The organism is Phytopseudomonas daroniae (assembly GCF_004327275.1).
Taxonomy (GTDB): domain Bacteria; phylum Pseudomonadota; class Gammaproteobacteria; order Pseudomonadales; family Pseudomonadaceae; genus Aquipseudomonas; species Aquipseudomonas daroniae.
The window spans coordinates 103,165-121,599 of sequence record NZ_QJUJ01000008.1; the positions used below are offsets into that span (position 1 = coordinate 103,165).

Consider the following 18,435-nt stretch of genomic DNA (forward strand, 5'->3'; position numbering starts at 1 on the left):
GTCGGGCAGAACCGGCGTTGAAAGACGAGACGCTGCAAGACGTTAGCGGACGGTCGTAGGATGGGTGCAACCCATCGGCAATTGATGGGTTTCACCCATCCTACGGGCTGCAATCGCAATGGTGGACAAAAAGAGCGTTGGCTACGCGTCCCGATCCACCCTACATCTGCCTCGAAGATCGTGAACAAAACTCCAAACCCGGTGGGCCCATGGCCTGCCGGGGCTGCTGCAGTCGCCTGGCGACTGCACGCTTCTTTCTCCGTCACTGACTCAGAGATTTCTCAATGGACGGCATCTTCCTGCAACAGATGATCAATGGCCTGACCCTCGGTTCGGTCTATGGCCTGATCGCCATTGGCTACACCATGGTTTACGGCATCATCGGCATGATCAACTTCGCCCACGGCGAGGTGTACATGGTCTCCGCCTACCTGGCTGCCATCGCCATCGCCCTGCTGGGCTTCTTCGGCATTCATTCCTTCCCGCTGGTGATCCTCGGCACGCTGATCTTCACCATCGTGGTCACCGGGGTATACGGCTTCGCCATCGAGCGCATCGCCTACAAACCCCTGCGCAACTCGACGCGACTGGCGCCGCTGATCAGCGCCATCGGCATGTCGCTGATCCTGCAGAACTACGTGCAGCTCAGCCAGGGCGCGCGGCAGCAGGGCATCCCGACCATGCTCGAAGGCGCCCTGCGCCTGCATGTGGGCGACGGTTTCGTGATGATCACCTACACTAAACTGTTCATCATTGCCGCGGCCATCATCGGCATGCTGGCGCTGACCTTCATCATCCAGAACACCCGCCTGGGGCGCATGTGCCGCGCCACCCAGCAGGATCGCAAGATGGCGCAGATCCTCGGTATCAACACCGACCGGGTGATTTCCTACGTATTCGTCATCGGCGCTTCCATGGGCGCATTGGCCGGGGTGCTGATCACCCTCAACTACGGCACCTTCGATTTCTACGCCGGCTTCATCATCGGCATCAAGGCTTTCACCGCGGCGGTGCTCGGCGGCATCGGTTCGCTGCCCGGCGCGATGCTCGGCGGGCTGATTCTCGGCGTCGCCGAGGCGCAGTTCTCCGGGATGGTGAATTCCGATTACAAGGACGTGTTCAGTTTCTCACTGCTGGTGCTGATCCTGATCTTCCGTCCCCAGGGCCTGCTGGGCCGTCCTCAGGTAACCAAGGTGTAAACCGTGAGTACGACTTCTTCTATCGATGTGAAAAAGAGCCTGATCGACAGCCTGATGGCCGGCCTGATCGCGCTCATCGTGTTTGGCCCCGTAGTCGGTGTGGTACTGCAGGGTTATGACTTCAATATGCGTTTCGACCGCGTGGCGTGGATGGTCGGCACAGTGATGGTCGGCCGCCTGCTGCTCAGTCTGTTCCTGCAGACGGGCAAAGGGCGCGTGGTGCTGGAGGGCTTCGAGCGCTCCGGCGGTGGCGTCGGCGTGCAGCCTCCGGGCTACGTGTCGCGCATGCGCTGGATCATTCCGGGGCTGATCGTGCTGGCGATCATCTTCCCGTTCTTCGCCAACAAGTACCTGCTGACGGTGATCATCCTCGGCCTGATCTACGTGCTGCTCGGCCTGGGTCTGAACATCGTGGTCGGCCTGGCCGGGCTGCTCGATCTGGGCTTCGTCGGTTTCTACGCCATCGGCGCCTACGGCCTGACCATGGGCTACCAATACCTCGGCCTGGGCTTCTGGAGCATGTTGCCGCTGGCGGCGCTGATGGCGGCCTTCGCCGGGACGATCCTGGGCTTTCCGGTGTTGAGGATGCACGGCGACTACCTGGCCATCGTGACCCTGGGCTTTGGCGAGATCATCCGCCTGGTGCTGACCAACTGGCTGGCGGTCACCGGCGGTCCCAATGGGATGAGCGCCCCGTCGCCGACCTTCTTCGGCCTGGAGTTCGCCCGTCGCGCGAGGGACGGCGGTGTGCCGTATCACGAGTTCTTCGGCGTGACCTACAACCCCAACATGAAGTTCCTGTTCATCTATGCGGTGCTGGTGCTGGTCGTGCTGCTGGTGCTCTACGTCAAGCATCGCCTCACGCGCATGCCGGTCGGCCGCGCCTGGGAGGCGCTGCGCGAGGATGAAATCGCCTGTCGCTCCATGGGCCTGAACCACGTGCTGGTCAAGCTCTCGGCTTTTACCCTGGGTGCTTCCACGGCCGGTATCGCCGGGGTGTTCTTCGCCACCTATCAGGGCTTCGTCAATCCGACCTCGTTCACTTTCTTCGAGTCGGCGCTGATCCTCGCCATCGTGGTGCTCGGCGGCATGGGTTCGACCGTCGGCGTGGTGATCGCTGCCTTCGTGCTGACCATCGCCCCGGAGCTGCTGCGCAGCTTCGCCGACTATCGAGTGCTGCTGTTCGGCATTCTCATGGTGGTGATGATGATCTGGCGGCCACGCGGGCTGATTCGCATCAACCGCATCGGCATCGCCCCGCGTAAAGGAGTCGCACCATGAGCGACAATATCCTTTCGGTCGACAGCCTGATGATGCATTTCGGTGGTATCAAGGCGCTCAACGACGTCAACTTTTCCATCAGGCGCAATTCCATTTCGGCGCTGATCGGCCCCAATGGCGCCGGCAAGACCACGGTGTTCAACTGCCTGACCGGCTTCTACTCGGCCACCGGCGGCAAGATCCTGCTCAATGCCCAGGGCAAGCAGACCGACGTGATCCAGATCCTCGGCGAGCCCTTCGCCGTCGACGATTTCATCAAGCCGCGGCAGTTCGGCTCGCGGCTCTGGTACAAGATGTTCGGCGGCACCCACCTGGTCAATCGCGCCGGGCTGGCGCGCACCTTCCAGAACATTCGCCTGTTCAAGGAAATGACCGTGCTGGAGAACCTGCTGGTGGCCCAGCACATGCTCGCCCAGCGCAGCCTGGTCAAAGGCATCCTCAACACGCCGGGTTATCGGCGCGCCGAGGAGAAGCTGCTGGACACGGCGTTCTACTGGCTGGAGGTGGTCAACCTGGTCGAGCATGCCAATCACCTGGCCGGCGAGCTGTCCTACGGCCAGCAGCGGCGCCTGGAAATCGCCCGGGCCATGTGTACCGGCCCCGAGCTGATCTGCCTGGACGAGCCGGCCGCCGGCCTCAACCCGGTGGAAACCCATGCGCTGAGCAAGATCATCCGCCTGCTGCGCGACGAGCACGGCCTGACCGTGCTGTTGATCGAGCACGACATGGGTATGGTGATGAGCATCTCCGACCATATCATCGTGCTCGACCACGGCCTGGTCATTGCCCAGGGCGGCCCGGACGCCATCAAGAACGACCCGAAAGTGATCGCCGCCTACCTCGGCGCGGACGAGGAGGAAGTGGCATGAATGATATGAGTGCTGCACCGATCCTGGCGTTCAAGGACGTCGACGTGCATTACGGGCAGATCCAGGCGCTGAAGAAGGTCAACCTGCATATCGATCCAGGCGAGACGGTAAGCCTGATCGGCGCCAACGGTGCGGGCAAGTCGACGCTGCTGATGTCGATCTTCGGCCAGCCGCGGGCGAGTGGCGGACAGATCCTCTATCAAGGCCAGGACATCACCCGCAAGAGCACCCACTTCGTCGCGTCCAACGGCATCGCCCAGTCCCCGGAAGGGCGCCGGGTGTTTCCGGATATGAGCGTGGAGGAGAACCTGCTGATGGGCACCATCCCCATCGGCATGAAGCACGCCGAGGAAGACAAACAGCGCATGTTCGAGCTGTTTCCGCGGCTCAGGGAGCGGCGTAACCAGCGGGCGATGACCATGTCCGGTGGTGAACAGCAGATGCTGGCCATCGCCCGGGCGCTGATGAGCCGACCCAAGCTGCTACTGCTCGATGAGCCGTCGCTGGGGCTGGCGCCCATCGTGGTCAAGCAGATCTTCGCCACCCTGCGTGAGCTGGCGCAGACCGGCATGACCATCTTCCTGGTCGAGCAGAACGCCAACCACGCGCTCAGGCTCAGCGACCGCGCCTATGTGATGGTCACCGGGGAAATCCGCATGACCGGCACGGGGCAGGAGTTGTTGGGCAATCAGGACGTGCGCAACGCCTACCTGGGCGGGCACTGACCGCCTGTACCTTTATCGCCCGCAAGCGGGCTCCTACCCATCGAGACTGACCTCGTTCCTGTAGGAGCTGGCTTGCCGGCGATTCGATTTCTCCCGCGACGCGATCTCACTCGTCGCTCAGGTACCCGTGGCGCCCTGTGCATAAACGGCGAACCACTGCTGCAGGCTATCCAGGGTCATGGCGCTTCTCTTCTCGAACATGGCCCCAGCGTAGGCCTGCGTCCGCGTTCTGGCCGCTTGCTTGTCTGGATCGCCTCGATAGGTTTTCTGGATGACCCTGCGGTCTGTTGCCTCAGGTCATGGGAAACGGCCGCTCGATAGGGCACGCTGCACGCAGCAATCGCCTTTTACTGCCAAGGAGACTCCCATGATTCGCAAGTTTGTCGTCGCTTCTGTGCTGGTTCTCGCCAGTTCTCCGTTGTGGGCTGCCGAGTGCTCGGTGGAAGTGCATTCCACCGACCAGATGACCTTCGATACCAAGGAGATCAAGGTAAGCAAGAGCTGCAAGACCTTCACCATCGACCTCAAGCACGTCGGCAATCTGCCCAAGCAAGTGATGGGACATAACCTGGTGCTGGCTAAAACCGCTGACGTTCAGGCCGTCAGCACCGATGGCATCGCCGCCGGTGTCGACCAGGGTTACCTGAAGGAAGGCGACGAGCGGGTGATCGCCCATACCAAGTTGATTGGCGGTGGCGAATCCGACTCGGTGACCTTCGACGTGAGCAAGCTGGACTCGGCAGAAAGCTACCAGTTCTTCTGCTCCTTCCCAGGCCATGCGGCACTGATGAAAGGTGCGCTGACTCTGGTCGACTAAGCACTCCGCGTCATCCCAAAGGCCGCTGCAGCGTCAGCGGCCTTTTTGCATCTGTGTAAAAAGCTCGTATTTTCAGAGTTACACACAAAGGCTGTTGATAAACCTGTTCCGAAGGTGTGCACAGATGTGCGTAGCGCCTTTCCTGCGCTGCTTTCAGCCGATAGCGCTTTTTTTGATCAGCAGTTTTCTTCTTTAAAAACAGGATCTTGAGCTTGCAGATTGGGTGCGCGCCAGATTGTCCACGACTCCTGTGGGCAGGGTTGTGGATAAGTTGGGTGTGTCTGTCTGCAAGCCACGCCCTACTTGATCTACAGCGTGGTGATCGTTCTTTGACCAGTTTCACCAAGGCGAAAAAATACCAGCCGGAAACGTGTTTGAGTCAAGAAATAATTCAATTATTTCAGCAGGTTGTGGGTGGCACCTGTGACCGCACAGGGCTTTATCCACGATACCTGTGGGGCACGCTGTGGATAAGTTGGGAATAGCTTGGCGCAGGCCAATCGGCGTAAGCCCTGCCGCATGCTGATGTTTTTTCACTCAGATGCTGCTGGCGATGATTTCAGTCTTCCGCAGGGTCGCTCAGGCCCAGCCCACGCCAGCGTTTGGCGCCGATCAGGATAAAACGCAACTGCTCGATCATCTTGGTTTCCGGGCGGCGGTGCGGGGGCAGGGAAGCCGACTGGGGATCGATCAGCTCAGGGAGGGTGGCGAATACGGTTTTCACCACCAGATCTGCCAGCATGCTGCGCGCCGCCTCATCGAGGTGCTGCAGCTTGGGCATCAGGCTCAGGTCACTGGCCAGGTCGGCGGCGATGTCTTCGCGAAAGGTCGCCAAGGCCAAGCGTACGGGGAGGGAGCCACCAAACTGTTCGCGGGCGAGAAACAGGAACTGGCCGTGGTTCTGTTCCACGGCGCTGAGAAAGATCTGCACCGAGGCGTCGATGATGCCGCCCAGCTCGAATTCGTTGCGGCGCACCTGCCGCAAGGTGATGCGAAAGGTTTCGCCTACTTCCGCTACCAGGGCGAGGCCCAGGGCATCCATGTCCTTGAAGTGCCGGTAGAAGCCTGTCGGCACGATACCGGCGACGCGTGCTACCTCACGCAAGCTCAGGCTGCTGAACGCACGGCCGCTGTCCAGCAACTGGCGTGCTGCATCCATCAGCGCCTGCCGGGTAGGGTGGTGTGATATCTGTGCTGGCATCGAATCGCTTCCCTGTTCTGCCCGATTCGGAATCGTAAAGCAAAACCCCGCCATGCGGCGGGGTTCGGAGTGCTCAAGCCGCTACTTAGTGGCGGTTTTTCAGACCGTAGCCCTCGTCGAGCATGCCGGGAACGTCGGCACCCTTGGGTGCGTAGTCCTTGGGGATTTCCATGTCGCGCGGCGGCGTCAGGCGTTCACGCTTTTCGCTGCTCGGTTCGGCGTGCAGGGTGGCGAGCAGGCGCTGGCGGGTCACTTCGTCAAGGGCCAGGCGATCGGCACCGTGGGACAGGTGCTCCTGAACGTCGTGATAGCTCTGGGTCAGTTTCTTGACCAGATTGGCGGTGGTGTTGAAGTGGGTGACCACTTCGCTCTGGTAGGCCTCGAAACGTTCCTGCATGTCGTCCAGTTGGCGCTGGGTGCGGCTAGGCGCGGCATTGGGCGCAAGGCGGGCGATCAGGAAACCGATGGCGATGCCAGCGACCAGGGTAAGTGCCGGTAGCAACCAGGCGGTGAGCGTCTGTTCCACGAGTCCTTCCTCTCTAAACGGCTTTGCTTTACGTTAACGGCTGGAACCTGCGCTGTACACCGCTATGTTGAGGTGTGCCGACGCAGGCTGTCAGCTAGACGAGTCGACCCTGTTCGAGGTCACGGAGTTCACTGTTGCTCATCCGCGAAACCCCCGTAATGATCGATGGCCCGAGCGGCCAGCTTGAGGCCCTTTCCCTGGAGGCGGCCGAGGCGCGCGGCGTCGCGCTGATCTGCCACCCCAACCCGGTGCAGGGCGGCACCATGCTCAACAAAGTGGTGTCGACCCTGCAGCGCACGGCCCGCGATGCCGGCTATCACACCCTGCGCTTCAACTACCGCGGCGTGGGCGCCAGTGCCGGCAGCCATGACATGGGCAGTGGCGAAGTGGATGACGCCGAAGCCGTTGCCCACTGGCTGCGCGAGCGTTATCCCGAGTTGCCACTGACCCTGCTGGGGTTTTCCTTCGGCGGTTTCGTGGCGGCCAGCCTCGGTGCACGCCTGGAACGGCAGGGGATCGAGCCTGCGCAACTGTTCATGATCGCCCCGGCCGTCATGCGCCTGAGCGGTGACAATCCGCCTGCCGAGCGCTGCCCGATGGTGGTGATCCAGCCGGATGCCGACGAGGTGGTCGAGCCCCAGCTCGTCTACGACTGGTCAGCCAACCTCGGGCGTGCCCACGAGCTGCTGAAAGTGGCAGAATGCGGGCACTTTTTCCACGGTAAACTGACCGACCTGAAAGACTTGCTGCTACCCCGACTGTGAGGGTGCATCCGTCAGCCGCCTTCCTCCTGTTTAAGCGATCGTCATGACCACTCGTATTCTTACCGGCATCACCACCACCGGCACGCCGCACCTCGGCAACTACGCTGGCGCAATTCGCCCGGCCATCGTCGCCAGCCGCAGCCCCGACGCGGATTCCTTCTACTTCCTCGCCGATTATCATGCGTTGATCAAGTGCGACGACCCGCTGCGCATCCAGCGTTCGCGCCTGGAAATCGCGGCCACCTGGCTGGCGCTGGGTCTGGATACCGACAGGGCGACCTTCTATCGCCAATCCGATATCCCGGAAATTCCCGAGCTGTGCTGGCTGCTGACCTGCGTGGCCGGCAAGGGCCTGCTCAACCGTGCCCACGCCTACAAGGCCTCGGTCGACAAGAACGTCGAAGCCGGTGAAGACCCGGATGCCGGTGTGACCATGGGGCTGTTCAGCTACCCGGTGCTGATGGCGGCGGACATCCTGATGTTCAACGCCCAGAAGGTGCCGGTCGGTCGCGACCAGATTCAGCACGTGGAAATGGCCCGCGACATCGGTCAGCGTTTCAACCACCTGTTCGGCCAGGGCAAGGATCTGTTCAAGCTGCCCGAGGCGGTGATCGAGGAAGACGTCGCCACTCTGCCGGGGCTCGACGGGCGCAAGATGTCGAAGAGCTACGACAACACCATTCCGCTGTTCTCCAGCTCCAAGCAATTGAAGGACGCCGTGGCGCGCATTGTCACCGACTCCAGACTGCCCGGCGAGGCGAAGGATCCGGACAACTCGCACCTGTTCACCCTCTATCAGGCCTTTGCCGCACCGACCCAGCAGGCCGATTTCCGCGCCGCGCTACTTGGCGGGCTGGCCTGGGGCGAAGCCAAGCAGGCGCTTTATGAACTGCTGGAAGCCGAACTGGGCGAGGCGCGTGAGCGCTATCACGCATTGATCGCCCGCCCGGCCGATCTCGAAGACATCCTGCAGGCTGGCGCGGCCAAGGCCCGTCGTATCGCCACCCCGTTCCTCGGTGAGTTGCGCGAGGCGGTTGGCCTGCGCTCGTTCCGCAGCCAGGCGGCCAGCACTGAAGCCGTGAAGAAGAAAGCCGTCAAGCGCGCCCGTTTCGTCAGTTTCCGCGACGAAGACGGCAGCTTCCGCTTCCGCCTGCTGGATGCCGACGGCGAGCAACTGCTGCTGTCGCCATCCTTCTCCGACGGTAAGGCAGCGGGGCAGGTGAGTAAACGCCTGCAGGCCGGCGAGCCGCTGGATATCCGCATTCAGGGCGACGCCTTTGGTGTGTGGCTGGATGAGCAATTGGTCGGTGAAAGCCCGGCGTTCGCCGATGCAACCGCCACCGAGGCCGCTGTCGCCCGCCTGCGCGAAGCGCTGGCGCCGGAAGAAGCCTGACACCTACACCTATATGCGGAGGGTCGGTCTGAGACCATGGTTCTGTAGGGTGGATCGGGGCGCGTAGCCGACGCTTCACCTACGCGGCCCGATCCGTCTACCATTCGATGAGTGCAGTGGTGGATCGGTGAAGCGTGATCCACCCTACGGCCTCGCTCATGGCTCCGCTGCCCCCAGGGCTCATTCGCCAACGCCCGCAGGCGCAAGGAACTCTTCCCGTTTCAGCGGCGTGGCTTGCGCTGAGGCGGGAACAGCCCCTAAAGTGTCGCCCCCGCTTTATTTGCCCGGTTTACGCACTATGACCCCGCTCGAACGCTACCAGGCCGACCTCAAACGTCCGGACTTCTTTCACGATGCCGCCCAGGAACAGGCCGTGCGCCACCTGCAGCGCCTGTACGACGATCTGGTCGCTGATGATCGAAGCAAGCCCGGCGTGCTCGGCAAGCTGTTCGGCAAGAAGACCGTCACGCCGGTCAAGGGCCTGTACTTCTGGGGCGGCGTCGGCCGCGGCAAGACCTATCTGGTCGATACCTTCTTCGACGCCCTGCCGTTCAAGGAAAAGGAGCGTACCCACTTCCATCGTTTCATGAAGCGCGTGCACGAAGAGATGCGCACCCTCAAGGACGTCAAGAACCCGTTGACCGTGATCGGCAAGCGCTTCTCCGAACAGTTCCGGGTGATCTGTTTCGACGAATTCTTCGTCTCCGATATCACCGACGCGATGATCCTGGCGACCCTGCTGGAAGAATTGTTCAAGAACGGCGTGACGCTGGTGGCGACGTCCAACATCGTGCCCGACGGTTTGTACAAGGATGGTCTGCAGCGTGCCCGCTTCCTGCCGGCGATCGAACTGCTCAAGGTGCACACGGACATCGTCAACGTCGACAGCGGTATCGATTACCGCCTGCGTGCCCTGGAGCAGGCCGAGCTGTTTCACTTTCCTCTGGGCGAGGCTGCCGAGCAGAGTCTGGAGAAGAGCTTCAAGAGCCTGCTGCACGAGCAGGCCAGCGTTCAGGAAAACGAAGCGCTGACTATCGAGAACCGCGCCATTACCGCTCGCCGTGTCGGTGGCGACGTGGGCTGGTTCGATTTCCGCGAACTGTGCGACGGCCCGCGTAGCCAGAACGATTACATCGAGCTGGGCAAGATCTTCCACTCGGTGATCCTCGCCAACGTCGAGCAGATGAGCGTGTCCAAGGAAGATATGGCGCGCCGTTTCATCAATCTGGTGGACGAGTTCTACGACCGCAACGTCAAATTGATCATCTCCGCCGAGGTGGAGCTCAAGGATCTGTATACCGGTGGCCGACTGAGCTTCGAATTCCAGCGCACCCTCAGCCGTCTGCTGGAAATGCAGTCCCACGAGTTCCTGTCGCGTCCGCACAAGCCCTAGAGCAGCCTCACGCTGCAAGTGAACGTCCGGCGTTAGTCGGGCTGTGCCTTTGCTTGCAGCTTGTGGCTTGCAGCTTGCCGCTGTCTGTATTGGTTCGGCGACAGGCCAGTGTGCTGGCGGAACAGCCGGGCGAAGAAGCTCGCATCGTCGTAACCGATCTCGTAACTGACGGTCTTGATGCTCTTCGGTGAGGACGACAGCAGCCCCTTGGCTGTTTCGATGCGCAGCCGCTGCAGGTAATACAGCGGTTTGTCGCCGGTGGCGGCGTGGAAGCGGCGCATGAAGTTGCGGATGCTCATGCCGTGCTCGCGGGCCACGTCTTCGAAACGAAAGCGCTCGGCGAAGTGATCCTCGAGCCATTGCTGGATCTGCAGGATCTTCGGATCCTGATGCTGCTTCTGGCCGCCGAAGCCGATACGCCCCGGTGTGTAGTTGCGGCGCACTTCATAGAGGATGTCGCGGGCTACGCTCTGGGCTACGCTGGTGCCGCAGAAGCGTTCGATCAGGTAAATGTACAGGTCACAGGCCGAGGTCGGGCCGGCCACGCAGTAGAGGTTGTCGGCGTCGGTGAGGTGCTTGTCCTGATTGAGGATGACCGCCGGGAAGCGCTTGGCGAACTCGCCGAAGAACCGCCAGCAGGTGGTCGCCTCCTTGCCATCGAGGAGCCCGCTGGCGGCCATCCAGAACACTCCGTTGGCTTCCCCGCACAGGCTGGCGCCTGCTGCGTGGCGCTCGCGCAGCCAGTCGAACACGTGCGGGTAGCGGCTGCACAGTGCATCGTAATCGTCCCAGAACGCCGGTAGGATGATCAACTCCGACTCATTGTCGAGCGGGCCGTCCACGGGGAGCTGAACGTCGCTGAAACTGCGCACCGGCAAGCCGTCCGGGCTGACCAGGCGAACCTCGAAGGTCGGCACCAGACCCAGGCCCTGCTGCTTGCCGTGACGCAGGCCGGCCATATGAAAGAAATCTCTGGCTTGCATGAGGGTCGAAGCGAATACGCCGGGCGTGGCGAGGATGCTCACGCGAGTGAGCGAGGATGGCAGGCTGGGCATGGCTGTTGTTCTTATTCGAGTGATTGGGTCAGCCTGATGGTAAAGCCGTCAGGCCATGGCTGAATCGTCTTCTTTTATCCCGGCTGCGTCCAGTCCGGTCTTGTAACCTTTGCCTTGGGAGCCGTCGCCATGATCGCCTTTTCCGAACTCGCCGCCTCGCCGTTTGCCGACTGGGATGGCACTCCGGCCGCAGCGAGAATCCTGCAGAAGCAACTGGCCGAGCAGGTACGCCTGGAGGATGACTATCCACCACTGCGGCTGCTGGCGGGCGTCGATGTCGGCTTCGAGGAGGGCGGCGACATCACCCGCGCTGCGGCGATATTGCTCGATGCCGAGACCTTGCAGCCGATAGCCGAGTGCGTGGCACGAATTCCCACCAGCATGCCGTATGTGCCAGGTCTGTTGTCGTTTCGCGAGTTGCCGGCCTTGATCGACGCGCTGGCGGGGTTGCCACAGGAGCCGGATCTGATCGTGGTCGATGGCCACGGAATTGCGCACCCGCGGGGACTGGGTATCGCTGCGCATCTCGGTGTGGTCAGCGGTCGGCCGACCATCGGTGTGGCGAAGAAGATTCTTACCGGTCATCACGCCGAACTGGGGGAAGAGCGGGGCGACAAGGTCGAGTTGTTCGATCGTCAGGGGCGGCAGATTGGCTGGGTGCTGCGCAGCAAGCGCAAGGTGCGACCGCTGATCGTGTCGCCGGGCCACAGGGTGAGCATGGATCGCGCGGCAGAGCTGGTGTTGAGTTGGGGGAACGGCTATCGGCTACCGGAGCCGACGCGGCTGGCCGACCGACTGGCATCACGGCGTGATACCAAGGGGGCGAAGCTTCTTTAGGCAGGTTTGTATGGCGTGCGGATTTGGTGGGCTGAGGCCCGCCCTACAACGTGTGAGGTTGTAGATACCGTCTTGCCCGTTACCTCGCAAGCGCCAATTCGGCATCAAAAGGCATTCTCGATTTCATTGAGGGTGGACGACGCTTGCCTGCGCGGCCCGATCCGTCCACCGATCCGTAACCGTGGTGGTGGATGAAAACAGCGTCATCCACCCTACCTGACTGCGTTTTCGCATTGCACATTGGTTGGTGGGCGGGGCGGCGATCCGCTTCAGCCCACCGCTCGTCCGGAAAAACCGGTTGCCGTCAGGGCGCCGGATTTGGCTGGGTCTTGTGAATCGCTTCGATACCTTCCAGCACCGCATCGCTGAGTTTCAGCTCGCTGCTCGCCAGGTTGGATTCCAACTGCTGCAGCGAGGTGGCGCCGATGATGTTACTGGTCACGAACGGACGGCTGGTGACGAACGCCAGGGCCATCTGTGCCGGATCCAGCCCATGCTCGCGCGCCAATGCCACGTAGCGCGAGCAGGCCGCCTCGGCCTCCGGATTGCTGTAACGGGCGAAGCGGCTGAACAGGCTCAGGCGAGCGTTTTCCGGGCGGGCGCCGCCTTCGTACTTGCCGGAGAGCATGCCGAACGCCAAGGGCGAGTAGGCCAGCAGGCCGCACTGCTCGCGAATCGCCACCTCCGCCAGACCCACCTCGAAGCTGCGGTTGAGCAGGTTGTAGGGGTTCTGGATGGAAACCACGCGGGACATGCCGCGGCTTTCGGCCAGTTGCAGAAACTTCATGGCGCCCCACGGGGTTTCGTTGGAAAGGCCGATATGGCGGATCTTGCCGGCTTTGACCTGCTCATCCAGCGCGTCGAGGATTTCTTCCACGGGCGTGAAGTCGCTGTCCTGATGGTTGTAGCCGAGTTGGCCGAAGAAATTGGTCGGCCGCTCCGGCCAGTGCAGCTGGTAGAGGTCGATCCAGTCGGTCTGCAGGCGCTCGAGGCTGGCGTCCAGGGCGGCCACGATGTGCTGGCGGTTATGCTTGAGCTGGCCGTCGCGGATATGGGTGATGCCATTGCCGGGGCCAGCGATCTTGCTGGCCAGGATCCAGTCGGCACGGTCACCGCGTTGCCTGAAGTATTCACCGATGATCTGTTCGGTCTTGCTGTAGGTCTCTGCCCGTGGCGGTACCGGGTACATCTCCGCAGTGTCGATGAAATTGATGCCGTAGGCCTTGGCGCGATCGATCTGCGCGAACGCCTCGGGAGCGTCGTTCTGTTCGCCCCAGGTCATGGTTCCAAGACACAAGGCGCTGACATTGAGATCGGTTCGGCCGAGCTGGCGGTATTCCATTGGAGAGTCCTCTGACAAAAAGCGCATACAAGCAGGTTGAAATTTTTTTCGCAATCGGCATAATTCGGCACCTCTTTCTGCGGTGGAAGTGATGCGCCGCCTGCCGAAGAATCTTGCCGTACGCGGACGCGCTGACCCGAGCCCCCGATAGCGCCCGCATCCGGCTGCCTTTGACTTGTCAAAGTACGCACTATTCAGTAAGATCCGCCGTCTAATTTTGCAGGGCGGCCCCTGAGGCTATAAAGAATGAAAACTTTTACCGCTAAACCAGAAACAGTAAAGCGCGACTGGTTTGTGATCGACGCTGCTGGCCAGACCCTGGGTCGTCTGGCTACTGAAATCGCTAGCCGCCTGCGTGGCAAGCACAAGCCCGAGTACACCCCTCACGTTGACACCGGCGACTACATCGTCGTCATCAACGCCGAGCAGGTTCGTGTGACCGGTGCCAAGACCACCGACAAAATGTACTACTCGCACTCCGGTTTCCCGGGCGGCATCAAGTCGATCAGCTTCGACAAGCTGATCGCCAAGGCGCCTGAGCGCGTGATCGAGACCGCGGTTAAAGGCATGCTGCCGAAAAACCCGCTGGGTCGCGACATGTACCGTAAGCTGAAAGTCTATGCGGGCGCTGCTCACCCTCATACTGCTCAGCAGCCCCAAGAACTGAAGATTTAACGGAATAGTTCATTATGTCGGCGACTCAAAATTACGGCACTGGCCGTCGCAAGACTGCAACCGCACGCGTTTTCCTGCGTCCGGGCACTGGCAAGATCTCCATCAACAACCGCACCCTGGACACCTTCTTCGGTCGTGAAACTGCCCGCATGGTAGTTCGCCAGCCGCTGGAGCTGACCGAGACTGTCGAGAAATTCGACATCTACGTTACCGTTATCGGTGGCGGTGTGAGCGGTCAAGCTGGTGCGATCCGCCATGGTATCACCCGCGCTCTGATGGACTACGACGAGACTCTGCGTCCGGCTCTGCGTAAAGCAGGCTACGTGACCCGCGATGCTCGTGAAGTCGAGCGTAAGAAAGTTGGTCTGCGTAAAGCGCGTAAGCGTCCTCAGTACTCCAAGCGTTAATTCGCTGCGGTACTCGAAAACGCCCAGTTTCCTCACGGAGCTGGGCGTTTTTCATTTCTGCTTCAGGCCACGCCTATTCCTGTCTGCTCCGCTCGAGCACCGGCGTTTCAGCCTACTCATCGCTTCGTTGATGCGCGTCATGAGTCGCCCCGCCAGCCTGTGCGAATCTCGCGCCGGATTGCAGCCAAGCTGATCTGGATGCACGAGCATCGGGGGCTTCTGTCCATCAATCCCCTTGGGCGACGCGGCAGGTAATAACCTGCTCCGGCCGTCGGGCTGTGGGAATGGATTAAAGTCCTTGATGAACGTCGAATCGATTGCGGCCCTGTACCGCAGCGTTGCAGCTCACGCTCTGCAAGGGTTTCGAACATCCTTCTCGAAAGGTTTTTCATGACCATCTGGCCGCTTTTCCGCGCGACCAACACTTACTTATTAGAGGCCTGAACAACAGGCCGGAAAGCCGATGGGAGACGACTGAATGAGCAATGACGGCGTGAATGCGGGCCGGCGTCGCTTTCTGGTGGCAGCCACTTCAGTGGTTGGGGCTGCTGGAGCGGTGGGGGCTGCAATTCCGTTTGTGGGGTCGTGGTACCCGAGCGCCAAGGCCAAGGCCGCAGGTGCTCCGGTCAAGGTGAATGTCGGCAAGATCGAACCCGGGCAGCAGATGGTCGCCGAGTGGCGCGGGCAGCCGGTGTTCATCATGCGGCGCACCGAGGCGATCCTGAGCGACCTCGCCAGGATCGAAGGGCAATTGGCCGACGCGAATTCCAAGAACTCCGTACAGCCGGCCTACGTCGACCCCAAGACTCGCTCGATCAAACCCGAGATTCTGCTGCTGGTTGGGCTCTGCACCCACCTGGGGTGCGCGCCGTCGTTCCGCCCCGAAGTGGCACCTGCCGATCTCGGCGAGAGCTGGGTCGGCGGCTATTTCTGTCCGTGTCACGGTTCGCGTTACGACCTCGCCGGCCGGGTCTACAAGTCGCAGCCGGCACCGCTGAACCTGCCGGTGCCGCCGCACACCTACGAGTCGGCTGACGTGATCATCATCGGCGTGGATCAGGAGCAAGCATGATGAGCAAATTCATGGAGTGGGTGGATGCACGTTTTCCCGCCACCAAGATGTGGAACGACCATCTGGCCAAGTACTACGCACCGAAGAACTTCAATTTCCTGTACTTCTTCGGCTCCCTGGCCCTGCTGGTACTGGTCAACCAGTTGCTCACCGGCGTCTGGCTGACCATGAGCTACACACCTACGGCCGAAGGCGCCTTCGCCTCGGTCGAAGGCATCATGCGCGACGTGCGCACTGGCGATACGCCCCACGGCGCGATCCTGCGCTACATGCACTCGACCGGCGCGTCGGCGTTCTTCATCGTCGTCTATCTGCACATGTTTCGCGGCTTGCTCTACGGTTCGTACCAGAAGCCCCGCGAGCTGGTGTGGATCTTTGGCATGCTGATCTACCTGATGCTGATGGCCGAAGCCTTCATGGGTTATCTGCTGCCGTGGGGGCAGATGTCCTACTGGGGCGCCCAGGTGATCATCTCGCTGTTCGGCGCCATCCCGTTCATCGGCGATGCGCTGACCGAGTGGATTCGTGGCGACTACCTGATTTCCGGTATCACCCTCAACCGTTTCTTCGCCCTGCATGTGGTGGCCTTGCCGATCGTCATTCTCGGCCTGGTGGTGCTGCACATCCTGGCGCTGCACGAGGTCGGTTCGAACAACCCGGACGGCATCGACATCAAGAAGCACAAGGACGAGAACGGCATTCCGCTCGACGGCATTCCCTTCCACCCGTACTACACGGTGAAGGATATCGTCGGCGTGGTGGTGTTCCTCTTCGTGTTCTGCTTCGTGGTGTTCTTCTTTCCGGAAATGGGCGGCTACTTCCTGGAGAAGCCCAACTTCGAACAGGCCAACCCGTTCAAGACGCCCGAGCATATCGCGCCGGTCTGGTACTTCACGCCCTTCTACGCGATCTTGCGGGCTATCCCGGACAAGCTCATGGGGGTGATCGCCATGGGCGGCGCCATCGCCGTGCTGTTCGTGCTGCCCTGGCTGGATCGCAGCCCGGTTCGCTCGATGCGTTACAAAGGCTGGCTGAGCAAGATCTGGTTGCTGGTGTTCTGCGTGTCCTTCGTCATCCTCGGCGTGCTGGGTGTCTTGCCGCCGACCCCGGGCCGTACGTTGCTGTCGCAGGTGTGCACCTTCCTGTACTTCGCGTACTTCATCCTGATGCCTTTCTACACCAGGATGGAAAAGACCAAACCGGTTCCTGAAAGGGTGACAGGCTGATGAGAAAGCTATTTGCTGCATGGGTAGTCGCATTGCTGCCTGCTCTGTCCCTGGCGGCCGGTGGTCATGGCGTGGCGCTGGACAAGGCCGATATCGACCTGACCGACAAGGCGGCGCTGCAGGATGGCGCGCGTACCTTCGCCAACTATTGCATGGGTTGCCACAGTGCCAAGTTCCAGCGCTACGAACGGGTCGCCGCGGATATCGGCGTTTCCGAAGAGCAGATGATGGAAAACCTGGTGCTCACCGATGCCAAGATCGGCGATCACATGAACATCGGCATGACCCCCGAAGATGCCAAACGCTGGTTCGGTGCCGCGCCGCCCGATTTGACCCTGGTCGCCCGGGTGCGTGGCAACGACTGGCTGTACACCTACCTGCGTACCTTCTACGACGATCCGGCGCGGCCATTGGGCGCCAACAACCTGGTATTCCCCAACGTCGGCATGCCCAACGTGCTGGGCGGCCTGCAAGGACGTCAGTACATGGGTTGCAAGCAGGTACAGGTGGTGGAGAACGGCAAGAAGCAGTACGACCCACTGACCGGCACGCCACTCACCCACGAAGCTTGTGACCAACTGATGCTCGAGCCCAACAGCGGAAAGCTCAGCCCGCAGGCGTTCGATGACAAGGTGCGTAACCTGGTGACCTTCCTCGCCTACTCGGCGGATCCGAACAAGCTGCATATGCGGCGCATCGGCACCTATGTGTTGTTGTACCTGGCGTTCTTCTTCGTGTTCGCCTATCTGCTCAAGCGCGAGTACTGGAAAGACGTGCACTGACCGCATCCGGTATCATGGCCGACCTGCGCGCTTCCTTGGGGGCGCGCAGGTTTTTTTGTGGCCTGCCATCCCTGGCGGCCACCCTTCGGGCCGTCGCGAGCGACGTCAAAAATCGCTCCTGGCGATTTTTTGTGGCCTGCCATCCCTGGCGGTCGCCCTTACGGGCCGTCGCGAGCGACGTCAACAAGCGCTCCCGGCGATTTTTTGTGCTCTAAGAATCTGGAGGATCGCCTTGGCTGCGACCAATAGGTTGGCCTGTTATTCCGACCCCGCCGACCACTATTCCCACCGCGTACGCATCGTGCTCGCTGAAAAGAGCGTCGTCGCGGAGATCATCAGCGTCGAGCAGGGCCGCTCTCCAACCAAGTTGCTGGAGGCCAATCCTTACGCGAGCCTGCCGACCCTGGTCGACCGTGACCTGGCGCTGTACGAGCCGACGGTGATCATGGAGTACCTGGAGGAGCGTTATCCCCACCCTCCGCTGATGCCGGTGTATCCGGTGGCACGCGGCAACACGCGCCTGCTGATGCACCGTATTCAGCGCGACTGGTGTTCGCTGGTCGACCTGATCCTCGATCCACGCAGCAAGGAGGCCGCTCGCGTCCAGGCGCGCAAGGAGCTGCGCGAGAGTCTGACCGGCGTTTCGCCGCTGTTTTCCGAAAAGGCATTTTTTCTCAGCGACGAGCTGAGCTTGGTAGACTGCTGCCTGTTGCCGATTCTCTGGCGCCTGCCGGTGCTGGGGATCGAATTGCCAAAACCGGCCAAACCGCTGCTCGACTACATGGATCGGCAGTTCGCTCGCGAGAGCTTTCGCCAGAGCCTGTCCGACGTCGAACGTGACATGCGTTAACCCATTCCCGTGCGCGCCGCA

Annotated in this window: 19 protein-coding genes; 15 read left to right on the top strand and 4 right to left on the bottom strand. The window is 61.4% G+C overall.

The annotated features are described in order from the left end of the window. Positions 1–284: 284 nt before the first annotated feature. From DNK10_RS18250 to azu, 5 genes are all read left to right on the top strand, one after another. On the top strand, positions 285–1,199 hold the full coding sequence (locus DNK10_RS18250) for an ABC transporter permease subunit (RefSeq protein ID WP_131180198.1): 915 nt from the start codon (positions 285–287) through the stop codon (positions 1,197–1,199). Positions 1,200–1,202: 3 nt separating this feature from the next. Continuing rightward, positions 1,203–2,480 (top strand): high-affinity branched-chain amino acid ABC transporter permease LivM, encoded by a 1,278-nt coding sequence (livM, locus tag DNK10_RS18255; protein WP_131180199.1) that lies wholly within the window; start codon positions 1,203–1,205, stop codon positions 2,478–2,480. Further along, positions 2,477–3,349, top strand: coding sequence for an ABC transporter ATP-binding protein (locus tag DNK10_RS18260; protein WP_131180200.1), 873 nt, complete (start codon positions 2,477–2,479; stop codon positions 3,347–3,349). The genes livM and DNK10_RS18260 overlap by 4 nt, the downstream gene beginning before the upstream one ends. 5 nt (positions 3,350–3,354) lie before the next feature. Further along, positions 3,355–4,074: an ABC transporter ATP-binding protein gene (locus DNK10_RS18265; protein WP_131180334.1), complete on the top strand. Its 720-nt coding sequence runs from the start codon at positions 3,355–3,357 to the stop codon at positions 4,072–4,074. Positions 4,075–4,441: 367 nt separating this feature from the next. Beyond that, positions 4,442–4,891 carry an azurin gene (azu, locus tag DNK10_RS18270; RefSeq protein ID WP_131180201.1) on the top strand — a complete coding sequence of 150 codons (450 nt, stop codon included), beginning with the start codon at positions 4,442–4,444 and terminating at the stop codon, positions 4,889–4,891. A 559-nt stretch (positions 4,892–5,450) separates the two neighbouring features. Here the strand turns inward: azu and DNK10_RS18275 are convergent. Together DNK10_RS18275 and DNK10_RS18280 are read right to left on the bottom strand one after the other, a co-directional pair. After that, complete coding sequence (locus tag DNK10_RS18275) at positions 5,451–6,092, bottom strand: TetR family transcriptional regulator (RefSeq protein ID WP_131192531.1); 642 nt, start codon at positions 6,090–6,092, stop codon at positions 5,451–5,453. 85 nt (positions 6,093–6,177) lie between these two features. Next, entirely contained in the window at positions 6,178–6,618 is a 441-nt protein-coding gene (locus DNK10_RS18280) for a Z-ring associated ZapG family protein (protein WP_131180203.1), read from the bottom strand. Positions 6,619–6,752: 134 nt separating this feature from the next. Between DNK10_RS18280 and DNK10_RS18285 the strand changes: the two genes are divergently transcribed. From DNK10_RS18285 to zapE, 3 genes are all read left to right on the top strand, one after another. Beyond that, positions 6,753–7,382: an alpha/beta hydrolase gene (locus tag DNK10_RS18285; RefSeq protein ID WP_131192532.1), complete on the top strand. Its 630-nt coding sequence runs from the start codon at positions 6,753–6,755 to the stop codon at positions 7,380–7,382. Positions 7,383–7,425: 43 nt separating this feature from the next. Further along, positions 7,426–8,775, top strand: coding sequence for a tryptophan--tRNA ligase (locus DNK10_RS18290; RefSeq protein ID WP_131192533.1), 1,350 nt, complete (start codon positions 7,426–7,428; stop codon positions 8,773–8,775). Between the two features lie 298 nt (positions 8,776–9,073). Further along, positions 9,074–10,168, top strand: a complete 1,095-nt coding sequence (gene zapE, locus DNK10_RS18295; protein ID WP_131192534.1) for a cell division protein ZapE — start codon at positions 9,074–9,076, stop codon at positions 10,166–10,168. A 32-nt stretch (positions 10,169–10,200) separates the two neighbouring features. On the opposite strand, the gene DNK10_RS18300 is transcribed toward zapE, so the two are convergent. Then, entirely contained in the window at positions 10,201–11,223 is a 1,023-nt protein-coding gene (locus DNK10_RS18300) for a GlxA family transcriptional regulator (RefSeq protein ID WP_131192535.1), read from the bottom strand. A gap of 129 nt (positions 11,224–11,352) precedes the next feature. Here DNK10_RS18300 and nfi point away from each other — a divergent pair, with 129 nt between their 5' ends. Next, on the top strand, positions 11,353–12,060 hold the full coding sequence (gene nfi / locus DNK10_RS18305; protein WP_131180208.1) for a deoxyribonuclease V: 708 nt from the start codon (positions 11,353–11,355) through the stop codon (positions 12,058–12,060). Between the two features lie 304 nt (positions 12,061–12,364). Here nfi and DNK10_RS18310 read toward each other — a convergent pair whose 3' ends face one another. After that, complete coding sequence (locus DNK10_RS18310; RefSeq protein WP_131192536.1) at positions 12,365–13,402, bottom strand: NADP(H)-dependent aldo-keto reductase; 1,038 nt, start codon at positions 13,400–13,402, stop codon at positions 12,365–12,367. 246 nt (positions 13,403–13,648) lie between these two features. Between DNK10_RS18310 and rplM the strand changes: the two genes are divergently transcribed. The 6 genes from rplM (at position 13,649) to DNK10_RS18340 (ending at position 18,414) form a co-directional block, all read left to right on the top strand. Beyond that, entirely contained in the window at positions 13,649–14,077 is a 429-nt protein-coding gene (gene rplM, locus DNK10_RS18315) for a 50S ribosomal protein L13 (protein WP_042556349.1), read from the top strand. Positions 14,078–14,091: 14 nt separating this feature from the next. Further along, entirely contained in the window at positions 14,092–14,484 is a 393-nt protein-coding gene (gene rpsI, locus DNK10_RS18320; RefSeq protein ID WP_013789890.1) for a 30S ribosomal protein S9, read from the top strand. A 478-nt stretch (positions 14,485–14,962) separates the two neighbouring features. Then, the gene (gene petA, locus DNK10_RS18325; protein WP_131192537.1) at positions 14,963–15,556 is read left to right on the top strand and encodes a ubiquinol-cytochrome c reductase iron-sulfur subunit; all 594 of its coding nucleotides are present in this window, start codon (positions 14,963–14,965) and stop codon (positions 15,554–15,556) included. Then, a complete protein-coding gene (locus tag DNK10_RS18330; RefSeq protein ID WP_131180211.1) occupies positions 15,556–16,782 on the top strand; it encodes a cytochrome b in 1,227 nt (408 codons plus the stop codon). Before petA ends, DNK10_RS18330 begins: the two co-directional genes overlap by 1 nt. Next, the gene (locus tag DNK10_RS18335; protein WP_131192538.1) at positions 16,782–17,564 is read left to right on the top strand and encodes a cytochrome c1; all 783 of its coding nucleotides are present in this window, start codon (positions 16,782–16,784) and stop codon (positions 17,562–17,564) included. The genes DNK10_RS18330 and DNK10_RS18335 overlap by 1 nt, the downstream gene beginning before the upstream one ends. Positions 17,565–17,796: 232 nt before the next feature. Then, positions 17,797–18,414, top strand: a complete 618-nt coding sequence (locus tag DNK10_RS18340; protein WP_131192539.1) for a glutathione S-transferase N-terminal domain-containing protein — start codon at positions 17,797–17,799, stop codon at positions 18,412–18,414. The last annotated feature ends 21 nt before the right edge of the window (positions 18,415–18,435 follow it).